15 protein-coding genes and 1 pseudogene are annotated in these 17,002 nt (G+C 72.7%); 6 read left to right on the plus strand and 10 right to left on the minus strand.

What is annotated here, in order from left to right; genetic code table 11:
- Nucleotides 1-150 precede the first annotated feature (150 nt).
- The gene (locus tag J2S44_RS02845) at nucleotides 151-1,536 is read left to right on the plus strand and encodes a glycoside hydrolase family 19 protein (RefSeq protein WP_310408782.1); all 1,386 of its coding nucleotides are present in this window, start codon (nucleotides 151-153) and stop codon (nucleotides 1,534-1,536) included.
- A gap of 204 nt (nucleotides 1,537-1,740) precedes the next feature.
- Here the strand turns inward: J2S44_RS02845 and J2S44_RS02850 are convergent, their stop codons facing one another.
- The 6 genes from J2S44_RS02850 to J2S44_RS02875 form a co-directional block, all read right to left on the minus strand.
- On the minus strand, nucleotides 1,741-2,439 hold the full coding sequence (locus J2S44_RS02850) for a hypothetical protein (RefSeq protein ID WP_310408783.1): 699 nt from the start codon (nucleotides 2,437-2,439) through the stop codon (nucleotides 1,741-1,743).
- A 473-nt stretch (nucleotides 2,440-2,912) separates the two neighbouring features.
- Complete coding sequence (locus J2S44_RS02855) at nucleotides 2,913-3,413, minus strand: hypothetical protein (RefSeq protein WP_310408784.1); 501 nt, start codon at nucleotides 3,411-3,413, stop codon at nucleotides 2,913-2,915.
- 54 nt (nucleotides 3,414-3,467) lie between these two features.
- Entirely contained in the window at nucleotides 3,468-4,184 is a 717-nt protein-coding gene (locus tag J2S44_RS02860) for an FAD:protein FMN transferase (RefSeq protein WP_310429456.1), read from the minus strand.
- 25 nt (nucleotides 4,185-4,209) lie between these two features.
- A complete protein-coding gene (locus J2S44_RS02865) occupies nucleotides 4,210-4,725 on the minus strand; it encodes an FMN-binding protein (RefSeq protein ID WP_310408786.1) in 516 nt (171 codons plus the stop codon).
- 64 nt (nucleotides 4,726-4,789) lie between these two features.
- Nucleotides 4,790-6,463, minus strand: a complete 1,674-nt coding sequence (locus tag J2S44_RS02870) for a ferredoxin reductase family protein (protein ID WP_310408787.1) — start codon at nucleotides 6,461-6,463, stop codon at nucleotides 4,790-4,792.
- A 148-nt stretch (nucleotides 6,464-6,611) separates the two neighbouring features.
- Nucleotides 6,612-7,307 carry an SDR family NAD(P)-dependent oxidoreductase gene (locus J2S44_RS02875; RefSeq protein ID WP_310408789.1) on the minus strand — a complete coding sequence of 232 codons (696 nt, stop codon included), beginning with the start codon at nucleotides 7,305-7,307 and terminating at the stop codon, nucleotides 6,612-6,614.
- Nucleotides 7,308-7,392: 85 nt separating this feature from the next.
- Between J2S44_RS02875 and J2S44_RS02880 the strand changes: the two genes are divergently transcribed.
- Nucleotides 7,393-8,262 (plus strand): helix-turn-helix transcriptional regulator, encoded by an 870-nt coding sequence (locus tag J2S44_RS02880; protein WP_310408790.1) that lies wholly within the window; start codon nucleotides 7,393-7,395, stop codon nucleotides 8,260-8,262.
- 108 nt (nucleotides 8,263-8,370) lie between these two features.
- Here the strand turns inward: J2S44_RS02880 and J2S44_RS02885 are convergent.
- Nucleotides 8,371-8,730: pseudogene (locus J2S44_RS02885) on the minus strand (P-loop NTPase family protein); the annotation flags it as partial.
- Between the two features lie 119 nt (nucleotides 8,731-8,849).
- On the opposite strand from J2S44_RS02885, the gene J2S44_RS02890 reads away from it, so the two are divergent.
- Nucleotides 8,850-9,689 (plus strand): hypothetical protein, encoded by an 840-nt coding sequence (locus J2S44_RS02890; RefSeq protein ID WP_310408792.1) that lies wholly within the window; start codon nucleotides 8,850-8,852, stop codon nucleotides 9,687-9,689.
- A gap of 11 nt (nucleotides 9,690-9,700) precedes the next feature.
- On the plus strand, nucleotides 9,701-10,003 hold the full coding sequence (locus tag J2S44_RS02895) for a hypothetical protein (protein ID WP_310408794.1): 303 nt from the start codon (nucleotides 9,701-9,703) through the stop codon (nucleotides 10,001-10,003).
- A 10-nt stretch (nucleotides 10,004-10,013) separates the two neighbouring features.
- On the opposite strand, the gene J2S44_RS02900 is transcribed toward J2S44_RS02895, so the two are convergent.
- The gene (locus J2S44_RS02900; protein WP_310408796.1) at nucleotides 10,014-12,170 is read right to left on the minus strand and encodes a hypothetical protein; all 2,157 of its coding nucleotides are present in this window, start codon (nucleotides 12,168-12,170) and stop codon (nucleotides 10,014-10,016) included.
- A gap of 150 nt (nucleotides 12,171-12,320) precedes the next feature.
- On the opposite strand from J2S44_RS02900, the gene J2S44_RS02905 reads away from it, so the two are divergent.
- Nucleotides 12,321-13,544, plus strand: coding sequence for a serine hydrolase domain-containing protein (locus tag J2S44_RS02905; protein ID WP_310408798.1), 1,224 nt, complete (start codon nucleotides 12,321-12,323; stop codon nucleotides 13,542-13,544).
- Nucleotides 13,545-13,575: 31 nt separating this feature from the next.
- On the plus strand, nucleotides 13,576-14,679 hold the full coding sequence (locus J2S44_RS02910) for a glycosyltransferase (protein ID WP_310408800.1): 1,104 nt from the start codon (nucleotides 13,576-13,578) through the stop codon (nucleotides 14,677-14,679).
- 102 nt (nucleotides 14,680-14,781) lie between these two features.
- Here the strand turns inward: J2S44_RS02910 and J2S44_RS02915 are convergent, their stop codons facing one another.
- Together J2S44_RS02915 and J2S44_RS02920 are read right to left on the minus strand one after the other, a co-directional pair.
- Nucleotides 14,782-15,867: an adenosine deaminase family protein gene (locus J2S44_RS02915; RefSeq protein ID WP_310408802.1), complete on the minus strand. Its 1,086-nt coding sequence runs from the start codon at nucleotides 15,865-15,867 to the stop codon at nucleotides 14,782-14,784.
- Nucleotides 15,868-15,924: 57 nt separating this feature from the next.
- Entirely contained in the window at nucleotides 15,925-17,001 is a 1,077-nt protein-coding gene (locus tag J2S44_RS02920) for an extracellular solute-binding protein (RefSeq protein WP_310408804.1), read from the minus strand.
- Nucleotide 17,002 lies beyond the last annotated feature (1 nt).

The following is a 17,002-nucleotide window of genomic DNA, read 5'->3' on the forward strand; positions in this document are numbered from 1 at the left end:
GCATCCGGCGGTCCTGCGACGCAGACCCAACGGGGATCCGTTCACATCGGTTCACTGCGTTCCGAGATCGATTCGCCGGGCGCCGTGAACCGGCTCGCCGGGCGCCGCGTTGGGTCCCTGTCGGCCGAGGCGAGGGGAAGTGGCGAGCTGATGTCCACAAAGGGCGTGCGACGTGCGGCGCGGGCCGCTGCCGAGGGCGCCGGTCCGGGCGAGCGCAAACCCGTCGACGCCACGCAGGCCATCGGCATCGCCGTCGCCGTGCTGGGCCTGCTCCCGGTCGTGGTGCTCGCGCTGATCTGCCTACTCGCGCTCGGCCTGATCATCGGCGTGGGCGGCCTGGCCGCGCCCGCGGATCCCTCGGCCAGCAACGGCCCATTCGTCGCCGACGTGCTGCTCGGCGGCGACCCGCACAGTGAACTGGCGGTGGAGAGCATCCCGGACCCGGCGCTGGTGGAACCACTGCGCGAGGCCGGCCGCCAGTGCCCGATGATCAGTGCGGTGATCCTCGCTGCCCAGATCATGGAGGAGTCCGGCTTCGACCCGGCCACGACCGGCCCGGACGGCGAGATCGGCATCTCCCAGCTGCCGCCGGACGTCTTCGACCGGCTCGGCGAGGACGACGACGACAACGGCGAGACCTCCGCCCGCGACCCGGTCGACTCGATCTTCGCCCAGGCCCGGTACCTGTGTGAGCTCGGCGACGCGGTGCAGCAGCTGATCGACGACGGCAAGGCTTCCGGCGACCGGCTCACGCTGGCGCTGCTGGCCTACGAGATCGGGCTGGCCGAGGTCGAGTCCCGCGGCGGGATGCCGGTCCCGGACATCACCAGCTACCCCTACCGGGTGCGCATGCTCTTCCCGCACTTCATGACCGGCGAGCCGGAGGCACCCGGCAAGGACGTGCCGCCGCCGGGCAGTTCCGGCAAGCTGGACGAGGCCGCGTTCAACCAGATCTTCCCGGGCCGGATCCCGTTCTACACGTACGCCGGCCTGATGACCGCGATGGCGAAGTACCCGGCGTTCGGCCAGACCGGCGACGAGACCACCCGCAAACGCGAGATCGCCGCGTTCCTGGCCAACGTCAACCAGGAGAGTGGCGGCCTGCGCTACGTCGAGGAGATCAACCAGTCCGCCTGGGGCAACTACTGCAACGCCGGCGCGCCGTACGGCTGCCCCGCCGGTCAGCGCGCGTATCACGGTCGCGGGCCGATCCAGCTGTCCTGGAACACCAATTATCACGCGGCCGGCCAGGCGCTGAACCTCGACCTGCTGAACAATCCGGACCTGGTGATGACGAACGCGTCGGTGGCGTGGCAGACCGCGCTGTGGTTCTGGATGACGCAATCCGGCGCGGGCACGATGACGCCGCATGCCGCGATGACCAACGGCTCCGGTTTCGGCGAGACGATCCGCAGCATCAACGGAGTCCTCGAATGCCACGGCGGCCAGCCCGCCGCCATCGCCAACCGCGTCAATTCCTACCGCGACTACACCCGCATCCTCGGCGTCACCCCCGGCGACCGCCTGGAGTGCTGACGCGGTCGCCGGACTGAGAACTGGATGCGGTCAGCCAACCGCCCGCATCCGCGTTCGTAGGCCAAAAAGCCCGCAGCTCTTCAGTTCGGTCATCCGAGCTCTGCGCCCGAGAGACCACCGAAGAGCTGCGGTCCTTCAACACCGTGATAACCGTTTGAACTGGACCTCGCCAGCACTCTATCGAGTCTGGCCGGATCCTCTACCTCACATCCGCTGCCCGTTGCCGCGGGGGTTCGCAAGCGGATCCGCATACGGGTGACGAATCCGAGACGCGGTGCCCTCCTCGAGCGCGGATGCGGCGGACCAGGAACTCGCCCCTACGCTACGCGTCATGGCCGCTTCCGGAATCGGAAGGCCGACAGTCCCGGTCGGCGGGGTCATCCGAACCGCTCTTTCATTGAGTTGCTCAGCGTGCCGAGCCTGCTCTTCGGTAGGCGGATCAGCTTTCTCCCTGTTTTTCGGTTCAGAGGCCCACTTGACCATCTGAGTGGCGAACTGTGCCATGTCGATCGCAAACTTGGCGTCCTTCACCGCGTTTGTCTCCCCGGCGAAGTTTATGCATGCACGGGTGACCGACAGGGTCGCACTCAGCAGACTGGCCGAAACGTAGACCGGGTGTTCCAACACGCCTTCGCGACGGCGTTGCACACCGTGGCTCGCGGAGACACCGAGGGACGCGGCGACGTTAGCGACATCTGCAGTCGGCTCGGCAATCCTCCCCTTGTCGTATCGGTTGGCCATCGTGGAAGCGAAAGTGGCTGCCGACGACACCAATTGGGCAGACCTCTCCGGGTTCTCCTTCACCGCCCTCAGGATGAAGCTGCCGAGGTTCTGCGCGGTGTTCGTAAACCTCTCCATCCGAGTTGGTTCGTCGGTCCAACCCGACTCGAGATCTCCTGGCACGACCTACCTCCTTCGGGATGCCGGCAACTGTCGACGGGCGAATCGGCGGTGGCCGGCCCGTATTGTGTGCCGCATCCATTCGACATCGTGAGTTGCACTATCGACCCAACGGCGAAGGGTCGAAGCCGGTTCACAAGCCCTGGGAGGATGCTGAAGCCTGGCCGGCGAAGCCGGGCCCACGGTGGTGGTTGGCTGCTCGCGTCGCAGTGCCACATCGTCTGATCCAGTCGCCGGAACGGCTCCAGAAGTTGTACGGGACCTCGTGGGTCCTCAGGACGCCGTCCGAGGTGAGCGCTGCCCAGACTTGTCGTGTGCAGCCGGAGGCGGCTGACATCGTCAAGCGTGACTACGCGGGGGTCCATGCGGTCGGGTTATGAGGGTGACGCTCGCCGGCCGGCGGTCCGGATCACGGGCCGCCGGCCCCGGTGGCATCCGGCCGCCGGGAGCCGGTCGGGGATACCGGTGAGTCAGCGTCAGGCCGCGCGGTGCAGGTCGTCGTGGGAGGCGTTCAGCGTGACGACGCCGGGCTCGCCCTCGGTGGAGGTGGCGATCTGGTCGCCGGAGGCGTAGACGTCCGTGGTGAACAGGCCCTCGGCGTCGATGCGCAGGTAGCCGGTGCTGACCAGGTTCTCGGCGATGCCGGCGGCCACGTCGGGGCGCACGTCGGTGCCGGGCATCTGGACCGCGGTGACCGTGCCGACGGCGTCGCCGAGCGAGTCGACGACGCTCATCCCGACGTTGACCCGCGCGATCGGCAGCGCCTCCACGGGCGCGTCGTCGACCGGCGCGAAGCCGGCGGCGGAGGCCTCGGCGGCCGGATAGCCGGCGGAGGCCGTCCCGATCGGCGCCTCGCCCACGGGCGCGCCGTCCAGGGGCGCGCCGCCCTGCACCGTGGTGGCCGGCGGCGTGTCGTGCGGCGGCGTGTAGCGCGGCGGGGCGGTCGGGAAGTCGGCGGGTGTGTGTGAAGGCTGCATGCCGATCAGGTTTCCCGCCTGGCGCCGCGGAAAACCCGCAAGATCGGCCGGCGGCTACGTGGCGACCGGCAGGCCGGGGGTGGTGAACGCGCGGCCGTCCTCGGTGACGGCCGCGGACTCGTACCCGTCGGTGGCCAGCTTCTCCAGGTAGCGCAGGCCGTCGCGGTCCATCGCCAGCGCGGCCGTGGCGTACGCGTCCGCGAGCGTCAGATCCGGCCCGGTCACGGTCACCGAGCGCAGGAAACGCGCCGGTTTGCCGGTCCGCGGGTTGATCACATGACCGCCGCGCTCGTACGTACCGGACGTGGCCACCGCCGCGTCGCGCACCGCGAGTTTCCACGCCACCTTGGTCTCGTCCCACGGATGCCGGACGCCGACCCGCCAGACGCGGTCGCCGCGGGCCGCGATGTCGCCGCCCGCGCTGATGAAGTGGGTGGGGCAGCCGGCGTCCACCAGCCGCTGGGACGCCTCCGCGACCGCCCAGCCCTTCACGTAACCGGAGGGATCGAGCACGCCGCCGTAGTACGCGTCGAAGTAGCCGTCGGTGGCGCGCCACAGGTCCGCGCACGCGCCGAGCACGTGGCGCAGGTCCGGGTGGCAGCCGGTGGAGGTCAGCTCGCCGCGGCGCATGCGGCTGACCTCACTGTCCTGTTTGTACGTGCTGAACCGCGCGTCCACCTCGTGCAGCCACCCGCACACGTCCCCGATCAGCGCGCGCAGCTCGGGTGCGGGGCGGTCCGCGGCCAGCTCGATGCTGACCGCGGTGCCCATCACCATCTCGACGTGGCGCACGGTCTCAGCCCGCGGCCTTGTCCAGCGCGGCCTGCAGCGACTTGCGGTACGCCTCGGTGGTGAGCGTCGCGCCGGAGACCGCGTCCACGTCGTCGCCGCTCTCCGCGGTCAGCGCGGACTCGTTGAGCTTCTCGATCGCCGGCGGGTTGATCGTGGCGCTGTCGCCGCCGGTCGGGTACGTGGCGTCGGCCGCGGAGACCTTGCCGTCCTCGACCGTGATGGTGACCTGGATCGTGCCGTACGCGTACTTGGACCCGGTGCCGCGGAACTCGCCGTCGGTGAGCCCGCCGGCACCGCCGCCGTCCGCGGGGGCGTCGCCGTCCGCCGGGGCGTCGCCCTCGTCGTCCGGCTGGGCGCCACCGGCATCGTCCTGGTCCGGCTCAGCGGGCGCGTCCGCGGGGGCCTCAGCGGCCGCGTCCTCGGCGACCGGGACGATCTGTGTGGGGGCCGCCATCCGGACGCCGAAGATCATGCCAACGCCGGCCAGAGTGCCGAAGACTGCTGCCGTACTGCGTCGCACCGAGGATCTCCTTCACATCAACAATCACGGTCATCAGGGGGTACGCGAAGCGCGTGCGGACGGTTCAGAACTCGAACGGGTCGAGGTGGATCTGCGCGTTCGGCACCTCGAGCTCGCGGAGCAGGTCGACCGCGGCGTCGACCAGCCCGGGCGGCCCGCACAGGTAGACGTCGCGCTGGGACACGTCCGGCACCAGCTCCCGCATGCCGCTCGTGGTGAACAGCCGGCGTGGGCCGGGTTCGTTGCGGCCGCCGACGACGAAGAAGACCTGGGCGCCGCGCCGGACCGCCAGCTCCTCCAGTTCGTCGCGGAAGACCACCTCGTCCTGGCGGCTGGCCCGGTAGATGACGGTGGTGCCGGACGGCATCTCCTCCAGCAGCGCGCGGATCGGCGCGATGCCGCTGCCGCCCGCGATGAGCAGCGCGTTCCGCTGGGTGCGCCGTTCCGCCGTGAACGTGCCGTACGGTCCCTGCAGCCACACCCGGGTGCCCGGTTCCAGCTCGGCGAGGCGCTCGGTGTACTTGCCGACCGCGGTGACGGTGAGCCGCAGCCACTGCGCGTTCGGCGCGGCGGACAGCGAGAACGGGTGCGACTGCCACCAGGCGCCGCCGGTCAGGAACCGCCAGCGCATGAACTGCCCGCCGCGCGCGCCGAGCCGGTCCAGGCCGCGCCCGTCGACGTAGACGGAGAAGCTGTTCCGGCCCTCGTTGACCACCTCGACGACCTCGAAGCGGTGGCGCAGGTTCATCCAGAGCGGCTCGACGATCCGGCCCCAGACCACGGCGGAGATGACCAGCGCGGTCAGGCCGGGCCAGAAGACCGAGGCGAACCGGCCGCTGAGGTCCGCGCCGACCGCGACCTGGTGGCCGTAGCCGAGCAGCAGCACCAGGTACGCGCTGAGGTGCAGGCCCTTCCAGAGCTCGTAGGAGAGCAGCCGGCGCAGGCCGCGGATCGAGATCAGCGCGATGAAGATCATGATGACGGTGGCGGCGAGCGCCTCGACCATCTTCGGCAGCGTGGTGATGATCGTGAAGGTCTGGGTGATCACGTCGGTCTCGGCGAGCAGCGCGTACCCGTACACGATGAAGACGATGTGCGCGATCACGAAGACGCACAGCGACGTGCCCAGCCCGCGGTGCCAGCGCAGCAGGTCGCGGGAGCCGACCCAGTCCTCCAGCCAGGAGACCCGGCTCATCATCAGCAGCTGGATGAAGAGCAGGTAGCCGCCGATCAGGCCGGTGACGCGGCCGATCGCGAGCATCAGCGTGGGCAGGTCGTTGACCGCGCCCGGCTGGGTGTCGAAGACCCAGAGCGAGACGCTGGTGCCGAGGCCGCCGAGGAACAGCAGGACCGTGAAGAGACGGTTACCGGTGAAGGGGTTGTCCGGTTCGTCGCCGTCGCCGGTGGCCACCGCGCGGGGGCGGGACCGCGCCGGTGCGGGCTCGTCGTGGAGGTCCTGCGGCTGGCGCCGCCACGGCTGCTGCGTGCCGGTCTGCGCGTACGCGCCGGAGCCGGCCTCCCAGGCGGCGGCCGGCTGGTCGTACCGGCGGGCCTCGAAGCGGCCGTTCTCGTCGTAGCCGCCCCGCTCCTCGTAGCCGGCCCGCTCCCCGTAGCCGCCCCGTTCGGCGGCCGGGTCGTAGCCGGGCTGGTCGTCATATGCCTCGTGGGAGCCACGACGTGCGCCGCCTCCGGCGTCGTCGTACCGTACCCACGAGGTCGTCGGCGGTCCCTGCGCCACTGTTCTCTCTACCCCCTGCCGGGCCCCCAGCGGAGAGGCCGTCGGCAGGAGGTACGCAGCGCGGCCCCGCGCGGATCACAAGATCCAGAAAATCACCGCGACGAAGGTGATTTGACGCCGTTCGGATGGTTTTCCGAGCAGCACTGTCTCACCAGGTGATCTCCCCGTGCCGGGACACCAGCCGCCCGGAGCCGTGGCCCGGTCCCTCGGTCGCGAGCGCGACGACCGCGTCCGTGCCCTCGGTGACGGTCTGGTGGCCGGTGTGCCCGTTGAGGTCGGTCGCGGTGTAACCCGGGTCGGCCGCGTTGATCCGGACGCCGGGCAGCGCCCGCGCGTACTGCGTGGTCAGCATCGTCAGCGCGGCCTTGGACGCGGCGTAGGTGGGTACCAGCGCGCCGGACTCCGGCCGCGCCGGGTCGTGCGTGGCCACCAGGTCGCCCATCGCGCTGCTCACGTTGATCACCACCGGGTCCGCCGACCGGCCGAGCAGCGGCAGGAACGCGGTGGTCACCCGCACCGGGCCGGCGACGTTGACGTCCAGCACGGCCAGCACCGCCGCGCCGGTCAGGCCGCTCGGGTCGCCGAACGGGCCGTGCACGCCCGCGTTGTTGATCAGCACGTCGACGTGCCCCTCGTGCCGCGCCACGTCGTCCGCCGCGGCCGCGACGGACGCCTCGTCGGTGACGTCGATCCGGACGAACCGGGCGCCGAGGTCCGCGGCGGCGGCCGCGCCGGCCGTGGCGTCGCGCGCGCCGAGGAGCACGGTGTGGCCCGCCTCGATCAGGCGGCGGGCGGTCTCGCGTCCGAGGCCCTTGTTGGCCCCGGTGATGAAGGTGATCGTCATGCGCTCATCGAACGCCCGGCCCACGGCGCCTACCAGGGAAGATCCTTACCACCTCGGGTACGCGGCGGCGCGGCACAATCGGTGGATGACATCCGGGCTCGGCACGACCCTGCGGCAGTGGCGCGACCGGCTCTCGCCGGCCGCCGCCGGGCTGCCCACCGGGCACGCGCGCCGCGCCCGCGGCCTGCGCCGGGAGGAGCTGGCCGAGCTCGCCGGGATCTCCGTCGACTACGTGGTCCGGCTGGAGCAGGGCCGGTTCGTCACACCGTCCGCGCAGGTCGTCGCGGCGCTGGCCCGCGCGCTGCAACTCACCCGCGACGAGCGTGACCACCTGCACCGGCTCGCCCGGCTGGTGCCGCCACCGGACGCGGAGGTGTCCGACCACATCCCGCCCGGCCTGCACCGCCTGGTGCACCGGATGGGCCACGGCGCGGTCGCGGTGTTCGCCGCGGACTGGCGGCTGATCCGGTGGAACCGGCCGTGGGCCGCGCTGGTCGGCGACCCGGCACCGGTCCGGCCGGAGCTGCGCAACTTCGCCCGCGACGTCTTCCCGCCGGACGGCGCCGCGCCGCGCCTGGCGCACTGGCCGGTGGTCTCGCTGACCGGCGGCTCGGTGCAGCCCGCGATCGTGGCGGACCTGCGGCGGGCCACCGGGCGGTTCCCGGGGAGCCGGCGGCTGCACGACCTGATCCGCACGCTGACCGCGGGCAACGCGCGGTTCGCCGCGCTCTGGGCCGAGGGTGCGGTCGGCGCGCACCGCGAGGAACACAAGATCATCGAGCATCCGGTGGCCGGCCCGATCACGGTCGACTGCGACGTGCTCACCGACGGCGACGCGGAGCTGAAGATCGTCATGCTGACCGCGATGCCGGGCAGCGAGGACGAGACCCGCCTGCGGCTGGCCACGGTCGCCGGCGCGGTCAGCGCACCTCGAACACCGGACCCCGCGGGGTGAACGGCAGCCGGGACGCGGCCGGCGTGCGGAACGCGTGCTCCCGCCGCACCCGGACCGCGCGCCCACGGCTTCCGCGCTCCCCCACCGGCCTCGGTCAGGGAGGCGCGGGTGGATGCCGACGGTCGCGGCCCGGGCCGGCCAGTCGTCCACGCCCGCCCGCAGGTGCACGTGCGGCAGCCGGTTGACCAGCGCGCTCGCCATCGGCCGGGCCAGCGCGCCGTCCGTCGACCGGTTGCCGGCGCCGATCACGATCGAACCCTTCGGCAGCTCGTACGCCCCGATCCGCCGGTCCAGGATCAGCGAGTAGAACGCCTTCCGCACGTCCGGCGACGACGCGTGCAGCTCGTCCAGGAACAGGCAGTACGGCTCGTCGCGGGCGATCGTCTCCGGCGGCGCGAACCGGCTGCGCCCGTCCCGCAGCTCGGGCACGCCGATCAGGTCCTCCGCGGCCGGCCGCGTGCCGACCAGGCCCGGTCCCTCCTGAGGTTTCCAGGCAATTCTGTGGGGGGTTGCACAACCCCTCGCGGGTACGGCGTGGACGCCGATGGACCGGAACCCATGTTCGACGACCGCGGCGGGAGGTTCCGATGGCGTCACAGACCTACCTGCTCACCGACCCGGATCGTACGGTCGTCTGCGCACGCCCGGTGGCGGTGCCGGGCGGCAAGCGCGTGCGACGCGGCTGGATCACCGAGGTGCGGCTGCCGGCCGGCGCCCGGCTCGGCCGGCACGGTGACGCGCTGGCCGGGCGCGTGATCACCGGGCTCGGGCTGGGGCTGCTCTGCGCCGTGTTCACGGTGCTGGACCTGCCGGACGCGGCCCGGGTGAGCTGCGTTGCGCTGCTCGGCGCGTTCGCCTGGCTCGGCGTCGCCTACCGGCGCACCAACCGGCTGGCCCGGCTGGTGCGCGCGCCCGGCCCGGCGCACGTGCTCACCGCGGACGAGGACCGCGACGACCTGCACACCGCGGTCCGGCTGGCCGAGCGCGTCTGGGCGCACCGGGTGGCACTGCCGGCCGGCGACAGCGCACGGGCGCTCGGCCGCGCGATCGAGGAGCTGGCCGCGCTGCTCGTGCAGCGGCAGCGGCTGCGCGAGATCTGGGCCGGCCTGGACCGGCACAGCGACGCGAACCTGCCGGCGGACAGCCCGGCCGTGCTCGCCGCGCGCGCCCAGGGCGAACGCGCCGACGCGCTCTGGTCCGATCTGGACGGTCAGGTCCGGCGGCACCTCACGGCGCTGCGCGTGGCGGCCGAGACCGGCGCCGGGCTGATCCGGGAGATGGAGCTCGGTGACGCGGCCCGCCGCACCCGCGCGGCCCTGGACGACCTCGGCGCGCCCGCACCGTCCACCCCGGCGAGCCTGGACACCGGGTTCGCCGCCGCTTACCGCGACCTGGCCGCTCGCTACGGCCGCGACCTCTACAGCTGACGGTGGGTACGATGACGAATCTGCGATGGGCCGGGACCGCGGTGGCCGCGCTCTGCCTCGGTGTGCTCGCGCTGGGCTGGCCGTACCTGCTGGGCGGCTGGGTGGCCGGCGCGTTCGGTGCGGGGGCCGCCGTCCGTACCGGCGTGGCCTGGGCCCTGGAGGCCTGCTATCTGGTGGGGTTGCCGCTGGTCGTCGCGCTGTCCCGGCGGTCCGCGCTCGGCACCGGCCGGGTGACCGGCGTGCTGCTGCCGGCCGTCTACGCCGTGTTCGGCGTCGTGCTGCTGGCCGTCACGATCCTGCTGTTCACCCCGTGAGCCGCGCGTCTCACTTCGTGAGCAGCGCGTCGCTCGGCCGCTCGTAGACCCGGCGCGGGTCGTTGAGCGGATCCGCGTGCCACATCCGGATGTCGATGGTCGGCGCCAGCAACCGGCCCCGCTCCACGCTCGCCTCGTCGGCGCGGCCGTCCCCGTCGTCGTCCGTGGAGAGCGGCAGCGCGGTCACCCGCAGGTCGGTCAGCGGGCCCCGGGCGGCGGGCAGCATCGCGTCGGCCAAGAACACCGCGTCCCAGGCCGGGATCAGGTAGGTGCCGAGGTCGTTCGCGCGGCAGTCCAGCTTCACGGCCGCGTCCAGCGGGCACGCGTCCAGCAGCTCGCCGGTCTCCCGCACCGCCGGGTCCCGGTCCGCGCAGGCGAACGGCTCGTTCTCCGCCAGCCCGGCCCAGTCGCGGGACGCGTACACCTGGGCGGTGATGAGCCGCAGGGTCTCCTCCGTCAGCTGGGCGCAGGACGGCCCGCCCACGTGGTAGTCGACCGGCCAGTCCGCGTTGCTGACCGCGCGCAGCTGGTTGTTGGCCATGAAGCGGCTCACCGACACGTCCGCGATCACCAGCCGGGGCCTGGAGTGGCCGCAGACCTCGTTGACCCGCTGGACGAACTCGGCGAACCGGGTCCAGCGGTCCGCGAAGTACAACACGGTCGGCCGGTCGCCGTCCCGGCAGACCGACGCGTCGATCCGGTCGAGCGCGGTCACGTGCCGGGCGGTCGTCGCCGGGTCGTTCCGCTCGCCGACGACCGCCAGCAGGTCGTTGACCAGGGATGTCGTGTACTGGTCCGTGGGGTTCGGCACCGCGTAGACGTCGAGGCGGTAGCCGTCCGGGAAGGACAGCCGGTCCACCACGTCCGTCGCGTACGCCCGGTTCGCGTCGGCGAGCTGGAGATAGCCGGGCCGGTTGACGAACGGCGCGTCCGGCTCGCCCAGGTCGGCCAGCAGGTTCGGCGCGATGAACGGGATCTGCGCGTCCAGCAGCCGGTTGATCGCCCGCTGCGTCACGTCCCGGGAGTCGCCGCCGCCGATCACCACCAGCCGCTCCCCCAGCACATCCCGCCGCGCGATGATCATCTCGGCGACGTCGTCCGCGTGCGCCACGTCCTGCGTCGCGTCCGCGATCACCACGTGCAGGCGTTTGCGCGCCTCGGTCGCGACGAAGTGCGTCTGGGCGAACATCAGCGCGCGCAGCTGGTCGCGCTCGGACGGGTAGTCACGGCCGTCCGCGCAGCGCGCCGGGTCGGCCGGCAGCGGGTCGCAGGACAGCGCGCCGAGCCAGACCACGGTCAGGTCGCCGTCCTTCAGCGGCTCGTTCAGCTCGAGGATCCGCCGCTGCAACGCGATCGTGTCCGGGTCGCGGCCGAACGCGCGGGCCGCGAACACGCCCGGCTCCGGCGTGTCCAGCAGGCCGTAGCAGCGCCGGCCGTCCGGGGTGGCGCGGAGTGTCGTGATGCCGGTCGAGACGGGCAGCGACCAGGTCCAGGTGGGCAGCGTGTAGCAGCCGTGCGTCACGCCCGGCAGCCACTCCGACCGGGTCCAGCCGAGGAAGCCGATCAGCAGCGTCAGCACGGCCAGGATCGCGTGGTGCGTGGTGGTCAGCGCGGGTTGCCGGACCGTCGCGACGATCCGGTCCGAGACCAGCACCGGCAGGACGATCGCGGCCAGCGAGACCGCGAGCGCTCGCGCCTCCGTGCTGCCCTGGAAGATGTCGGCCAGGAACACGGTCGCGGCGCCGAACACCACGGCGGTGCCGCCGAGCACCGCGACCAGCTTCAGGTCCGGGCTCAGCAGCGTGGCGACCGCGGCCAGCGCCAGGGCGATCAGGATCGTCCACACGCTCAGGTAACCGGTGATCGCGGTGTGCACGACCAGCACCAGGATCGCCAGCACGGCGGCCAGCCGGGCCCGGGCGCGGCTGACCAGCCTCGACGTCAGGCGGGAGGCCTCCGGGCTGGACTCGGCCAGCAGCGCGCGCAGCCGGGTGGCCAGCCGGACCAGGGCCCAGAACAGCCCGGCCGAGGCCAGCACCAGAACGATCGCGCCGATGCCGCTGACGCCGTCGAACAGCGACCGCACCACGATCAGCGCGGCCAGCAGGACGGCCGCGACGCGCAGCGCGACGTCGGGTGACAGGAGTGACCGCACGAACCCGGCCATCGCCCACCTCCACCACGGATGAGCCGTCCACGGTAGAGCGTGCCCGCCACGTCCCGTACTGCTTCCTAGGAGGCTGGATTGATTCGGCTGTCGCCGGTGTATGCGATTTCGGATACACCCTGGCAACCGGCGGGCGTCTTGAGTGAACGCATGACATCGGAGACGACACGCGGCATCGACCGGCGGCGGCTGATCGCGGCGGGCGGGCTCGCGGCCGCGGCCGCACCGCTGACCGGCACCGGCACCGCCCACGCCGCACCCGGCCGGATCCCACCCGACGCCCGGCCCGGCGGCGCCTACGACCGCCTCGTGGCCCGGCTGGCCGCCGAGGGCAGGTTCTCCGGCGTGGTCCTGCTCGCGCACCACGGCCGGACCGTGCTGTCCCGCGCCTACGGCATGGCCGACCGGGAACGGGGCGTACCGCACCACGAGAACATCGCGTTCAACCTCTCCTCGGCCAGCCAGCCGTTCCTGTCCGTGGCGATCCTGCAGCTGGTGCAGCAGGGCCGGGTGGTGCTGTCCGACCCGGTGGGCCGGTTCCTGACCGGCGTGCAGCCGGAGATCGGCGCCCGGGTGACCGTCCACCACCTGCTCACCGGCATGTCCGGGATGGACGCGCCGATGCCCGACTGGCGTCGCGTCTTCCACAGCCGGGCGGAGGTGCACGCGGACATCGAGCGGTGGATCGCGCGGGCCACGCTGGTGCACCCGCCCGGCTCCGCGTCCAACGGGCACCTGCCCGGCTCCGGCGTCGGGCTCGCCATGGCCGCGCGGATCGTCGAAGCGGCGTCCGGCATGACGTTCTGGGACTACGTGCACGAGCACGTCTTCGCGCGCGCCGGCATGCGCGGCTCCGGGTACTACACCCGCGACCAATGGCTCACCGACGCGCGCGTCGCGCACCCGTACATGCTGCAGGCCGACGGCACCCTCGTCGACGCGGTGCGGCACCTGGACCGGGGCGGCGTCAACGAGCAGACGCGCGACCGGAACCCGGGGCGCGCGTTCATCGGCCACGCGTCCGGTGACGCGTTCGCGACCGCGCCGGACCTGGTCCGGTTCGCCCGGGCGGTGCACGACGGCACGCTGCTGGACCGACCGCACGCCGGGATCTTCGCCGGCGCCAAGCTGCCCGGGTCGCGGCCCGGCTCCTTCCACGCGTACACGATGCCGACCCATGTGATCAACGGGCAGTGGACGTACGGGCGCGGCGGCGGCGGTCCCGGCATCGGCGGCAACTGGACCGTCTACCCGGACACCGGCTGGGTCGGCGTCGTGCTCACCAACCAGGACGGCGGGGCCGTGGTGGAGATCTGCGTGAAGGAGAACGAGGTGGTCACCGGCGCCCCGGTGGATCCGCCCGGCGGCGGGTGAACCCGGACCCGGTCCGGCTCGTCTTCCGACCATGCGCATCCTGTACTCCGCACCACCCCAGGCCGGGCACCTGCTGCCCGCGCTGCCGATGATCAACGCACTGCGAGGGGCCGGTCACGAGATCCTGCTCGCCGGTTACGGGGCGAACCCGGACGGCTACGCCGTGGCCGGCCTCCCGCAGGTCGACGTCGGTGGCGATCTGACGGTCGACGCGGCCTACCTCTCGCTGCCGTCCGGCAACCGGTTCGAGCGGCCCGCGGAGATGACCGTCGAGGGCGTCCTGCGCCGCCCGGCCGCGGCGAACGCGATCCTGGCCCGCACCATGCTCCAGCCGCTGCGTGACCTGGTCGCGGCCTGGCGGCCGGACGTGCTGCTCTACGACCCGTTCCAGGGCGCGATGCCACTGGTGGCCGCGGAGGCCGGGCTGCCCGCGGTCGAGCACCAGTTCGGCCCGATCGACGGCCGGGTCCTCAGCGCGCTCCTCGCCGCGGAACTGTCGGACGAGTACCGCGGTCTGGAGCCGGTCCAGGCGCCCAGCATCGAGATCATGCCGCCGAGCCTGCGCGCACCGGGGCCGGCGGGCTGGCAGATCCGCTACCTGCCGATGCACGGCGCGTCGACGCTCCCGGCCGACCTGCTGCGGGCCGGCGACCGGCCGCGGGTCCTGGTCACGTTCGGCACGATCGTGGGCGCGGAGGAACGCGAGCGCCGGCTCGGCGCGCTGCTGCCGCTGCTGGAACGCACCGACGCGGACATCCTGATGCCGGCCGCGCGGGACGCCGGGCCGCTGCCGGCGAACGTGCGGCCACTGCCGTGGGTGCCGGTCACCGAGGTGCTGCGGCACTGCGACGCGATCATCCACCACGGCGGCGCCGGCACGCTGATGGCCGCGGTCACCACCGGGACGCCGCAGCTGATCGTGCCGCATCACGGCGACCAGTACCACAACGCCGACGTCGTCACGCGTGCCGGCATCGGCCTGACCGCCGGCTCCACCGCGGAGATCGACGCTGCGATGCTCGACCGCCTGTTGCGGGACGCGTCGCTGCGCGGCGCGGTGGCGGAGATCCGCGCGGAGAACGAGCGGCAGCCGGCACCGGCGGAACTGGTGCCGCGGTTCGAAGCCCTCCGCTGACCCGTCCGCCACGCGTGGGGTGGCGTCGTGTGACCGGCCGCCCGCGATGCCGTGGGCGGCCGGTCACACGACCGCGGCGGCCGTGCCGCGATCCGGGGTCCGTCAGGCGGGGAGCGCCGCGAGTTCGTGCTCGAAACGGCTGCGCAGCGCGGCCTTCTCCGCGTCCGGCAGCCAGCAGGCGTCCACACCGGACAGTGCCATGGCGTGCAGCCGGTCGCGCGGTACGGCCAGGTCCTCGTGCAGGATGCGGTACTCCTCGGTGAGGCTGGTGGGAAACATGCCGGGGTCGTCGGCGCACGGGATGACGTTGAGCCCGGCGTCGAGCATGGCGGCGATGGAGGCGCGGCGCCACGGGCGCCAGGAGCGGCGGGACGTGGTGGAGGCGACCAGGAACGGGGTCTGCCGCTCGCGCAGGCGGGCCACGACGGCGTCGTCCTCGAGGACGAAGTAGCCGTGGTCGATGCGGTCGCAACCGAGGACGTCGAGGCAGGTGACGGTGTTCGCGGCGAGCGGCGCGTGCTCGGAGGAGTGCGCGGTGCGGCGCAGCCCGGCGTCCCCGGCCAGCCGGTAGGCGTCGACGAACCGTTCCGGCGGGCCGGCGGTCTCCAGGTTGTCCAGGCCGATGCCGGCGACGTACTCGTGCGGGTTGTCCACGACGGTCCGGACCCGGGCCACGGCCTCGTCGCCGGAACGGCTGCGGTCGATCGCGGCGAGCAGGCGGCCGGTCATGCCGAACGCGCGCTCGGCCATCCGGATGCCCTCGGCGTACGCCTCGACCGAGCCGCGGTAGCCCAGCCCGGCCAGGTGCGGCGGCACCTCGTCGAAGGACATCTCCAGGTGCCGTACGCCGTTGTGGTGGGCGTCCTCGAACGCCTCGAACACGATGCGGGTCAGGTCGTCGGCGTCGCGCAGCGCCTCGATCACCCACGCGGACACCCGGAACAGCGAGTAGGAGACCTCGGGCTCGTCCGCGGACCGGCCCTGCGGCACCGGGATGCGGGTGTCGCGGTAGAGCGCGGGGTCCGGCGGCAGCGAGTTGATGGCCGCGTAGACGCGTTCCGGCGTGTCCGGCAGGTCGAGCCGCGCGCGGCGGGCCAGCTCGGCGAACGTGCTCGCGCGGACCGTGCCGATCAGGTGGCAGTGCAGCTCCACCTTGGGTATCGACCGCAGGTATGCGATGTCAGACATGGTTCTCCATGGAACGGCCGGGCCCGTCCGTGAGCGGGCCCGGCCATCGGGGGTCGGTCAGGCGCCGGTGACTTCGCGGGCGAAGCGGTCGACCCAGTCCTTGCGGGTCGGGACGAGCTGGGCCGGGTCGAGCGTGGCGTAGCCGGCCGCGACCGGGTCGGTGGCGATGCCGCCGACGACCACGCTGAGCGTCTGCGGCACGGTCGCGCCCAGGTTGACCGGCAGGTCACCGACCAGCTCGGCGGAGGACGTCTGCGCCTCGGCGGAGAGCAGGTAGTCGATGAACTTGTATGCGTTCTCGGTGTTCGCCGCGGTCGCCGGGATCATCGCCCGGTTGGTGGCCATGTAGCGGCCCTTGGCCGGCGGCACCCAGGCGACCCGCTCGCCGTCCGCGATCAGGTTGGTGGCGAACCCGTTGAGCGCGTCCGCCGCCACGATCTCGCCCTGCGTGAGCAGGTTCGTCACCTCGGTCGACGAGCTGTAGAACTGCAGCACGCCCGGCTTCCACTCGGCGAGCTTCCGGTAGGCCGTGTCCACGTCGTACGGGCCGGAGCCGTAGCTGGCCGCCACGCCGGAGATCATCAGCTGGCCGGCGGTGACGGAGATGTCCGGCAGCGCGACCTTGCCCTTGTGCGCGCCCGCGAAGACGTCCCAGTTCGCGGCCGCGTCCGCGTTCATCGCCTCGGTGCTGTAGACGATGCCGTTGAGCTGGTAGCTGTAGGCCGGGCCCTGGTAGGCGGCCTCCGTCGCGAACTCGGCGACGTCCTCGAGGTTCGGCACCCGGTCGGCCGGCACGGCCTGGAACAGCTTGTCCTGCTGGCCGAGCGCCGCGTAGTAGTCGGAGATCAGCATGACGTCCGCGCCGGCCTTGCCGCCCGCGGCCTGCAGCTGCGAGAGCCGGTCCGCGTTGGACCCGGTCTCCACCTCGACCTGGATGCCGGTCGCCTTCGTGAACGGGTCGATGACCGCCTCGGTGAACTCCTCCACGCCGAACGGGAACGTGCTGAGGACCAGCGTGCCGGCGTCGGTGGAGTCGTCGCCGCCTCCGGAACAGCCGGCCGCGGCCGCGACGACCGCGGCGGTGGCGGCCGCGGCGGTGGCGGCCGCGATCAGGGCGTGGCGAATCGAGCGCATC

Origin of the sequence: Catenuloplanes niger (assembly GCF_031458255.1) — a bacterium.
GTDB classification, from domain to species: domain Bacteria; phylum Actinomycetota; class Actinomycetes; order Mycobacteriales; family Micromonosporaceae; genus Catenuloplanes; species Catenuloplanes niger.

Coding starts and splice junctions, on each gene's coding strand:
- J2S44_RS02845 (WP_310408782.1), top strand. CDS start 151: ATGTCCACAAAGGGCGTGCGACGTGCGGCGCGGGCCGCTGCCGAGGGC.
- J2S44_RS02855 (WP_310408784.1), bottom strand. CDS start 3,413: ATGCAGCCTTCACACACACCCGCCGACTTCCCGACCGCCCCGCCGCGC.
- J2S44_RS02860 (WP_310429456.1), bottom strand. CDS start 4,184: ATGGGCACCGCGGTCAGCATCGAGCTGGCCGCGGACCGCCCCGCACCC.
- J2S44_RS02875 (WP_310408789.1), bottom strand. CDS start 7,307: ATGACGATCACCTTCATCACCGGGGCCAACAAGGGCCTCGGACGCGAG.
- J2S44_RS02880 (WP_310408790.1), top strand. CDS start 7,393: ATGACATCCGGGCTCGGCACGACCCTGCGGCAGTGGCGCGACCGGCTC.
- J2S44_RS02890 (WP_310408792.1), top strand. CDS start 8,850: ATGGCGTCACAGACCTACCTGCTCACCGACCCGGATCGTACGGTCGTC.
- J2S44_RS02895 (WP_310408794.1), top strand. CDS start 9,701: ATGACGAATCTGCGATGGGCCGGGACCGCGGTGGCCGCGCTCTGCCTC.
- J2S44_RS02900 (WP_310408796.1), bottom strand. CDS start 12,170: ATGGCCGGGTTCGTGCGGTCACTCCTGTCACCCGACGTCGCGCTGCGC.
- J2S44_RS02905 (WP_310408798.1), top strand. CDS start 12,321: ATGACATCGGAGACGACACGCGGCATCGACCGGCGGCGGCTGATCGCG.
- J2S44_RS02910 (WP_310408800.1), top strand. CDS start 13,576: ATGCGCATCCTGTACTCCGCACCACCCCAGGCCGGGCACCTGCTGCCC.
- J2S44_RS02915 (WP_310408802.1), bottom strand. CDS start 15,867: ATGTCTGACATCGCATACCTGCGGTCGATACCCAAGGTGGAGCTGCAC.
- J2S44_RS02920 (WP_310408804.1), bottom strand. CDS start 17,001: ATGCGCTCGATTCGCCACGCCCTGATCGCGGCCGCCACCGCCGCGGCC.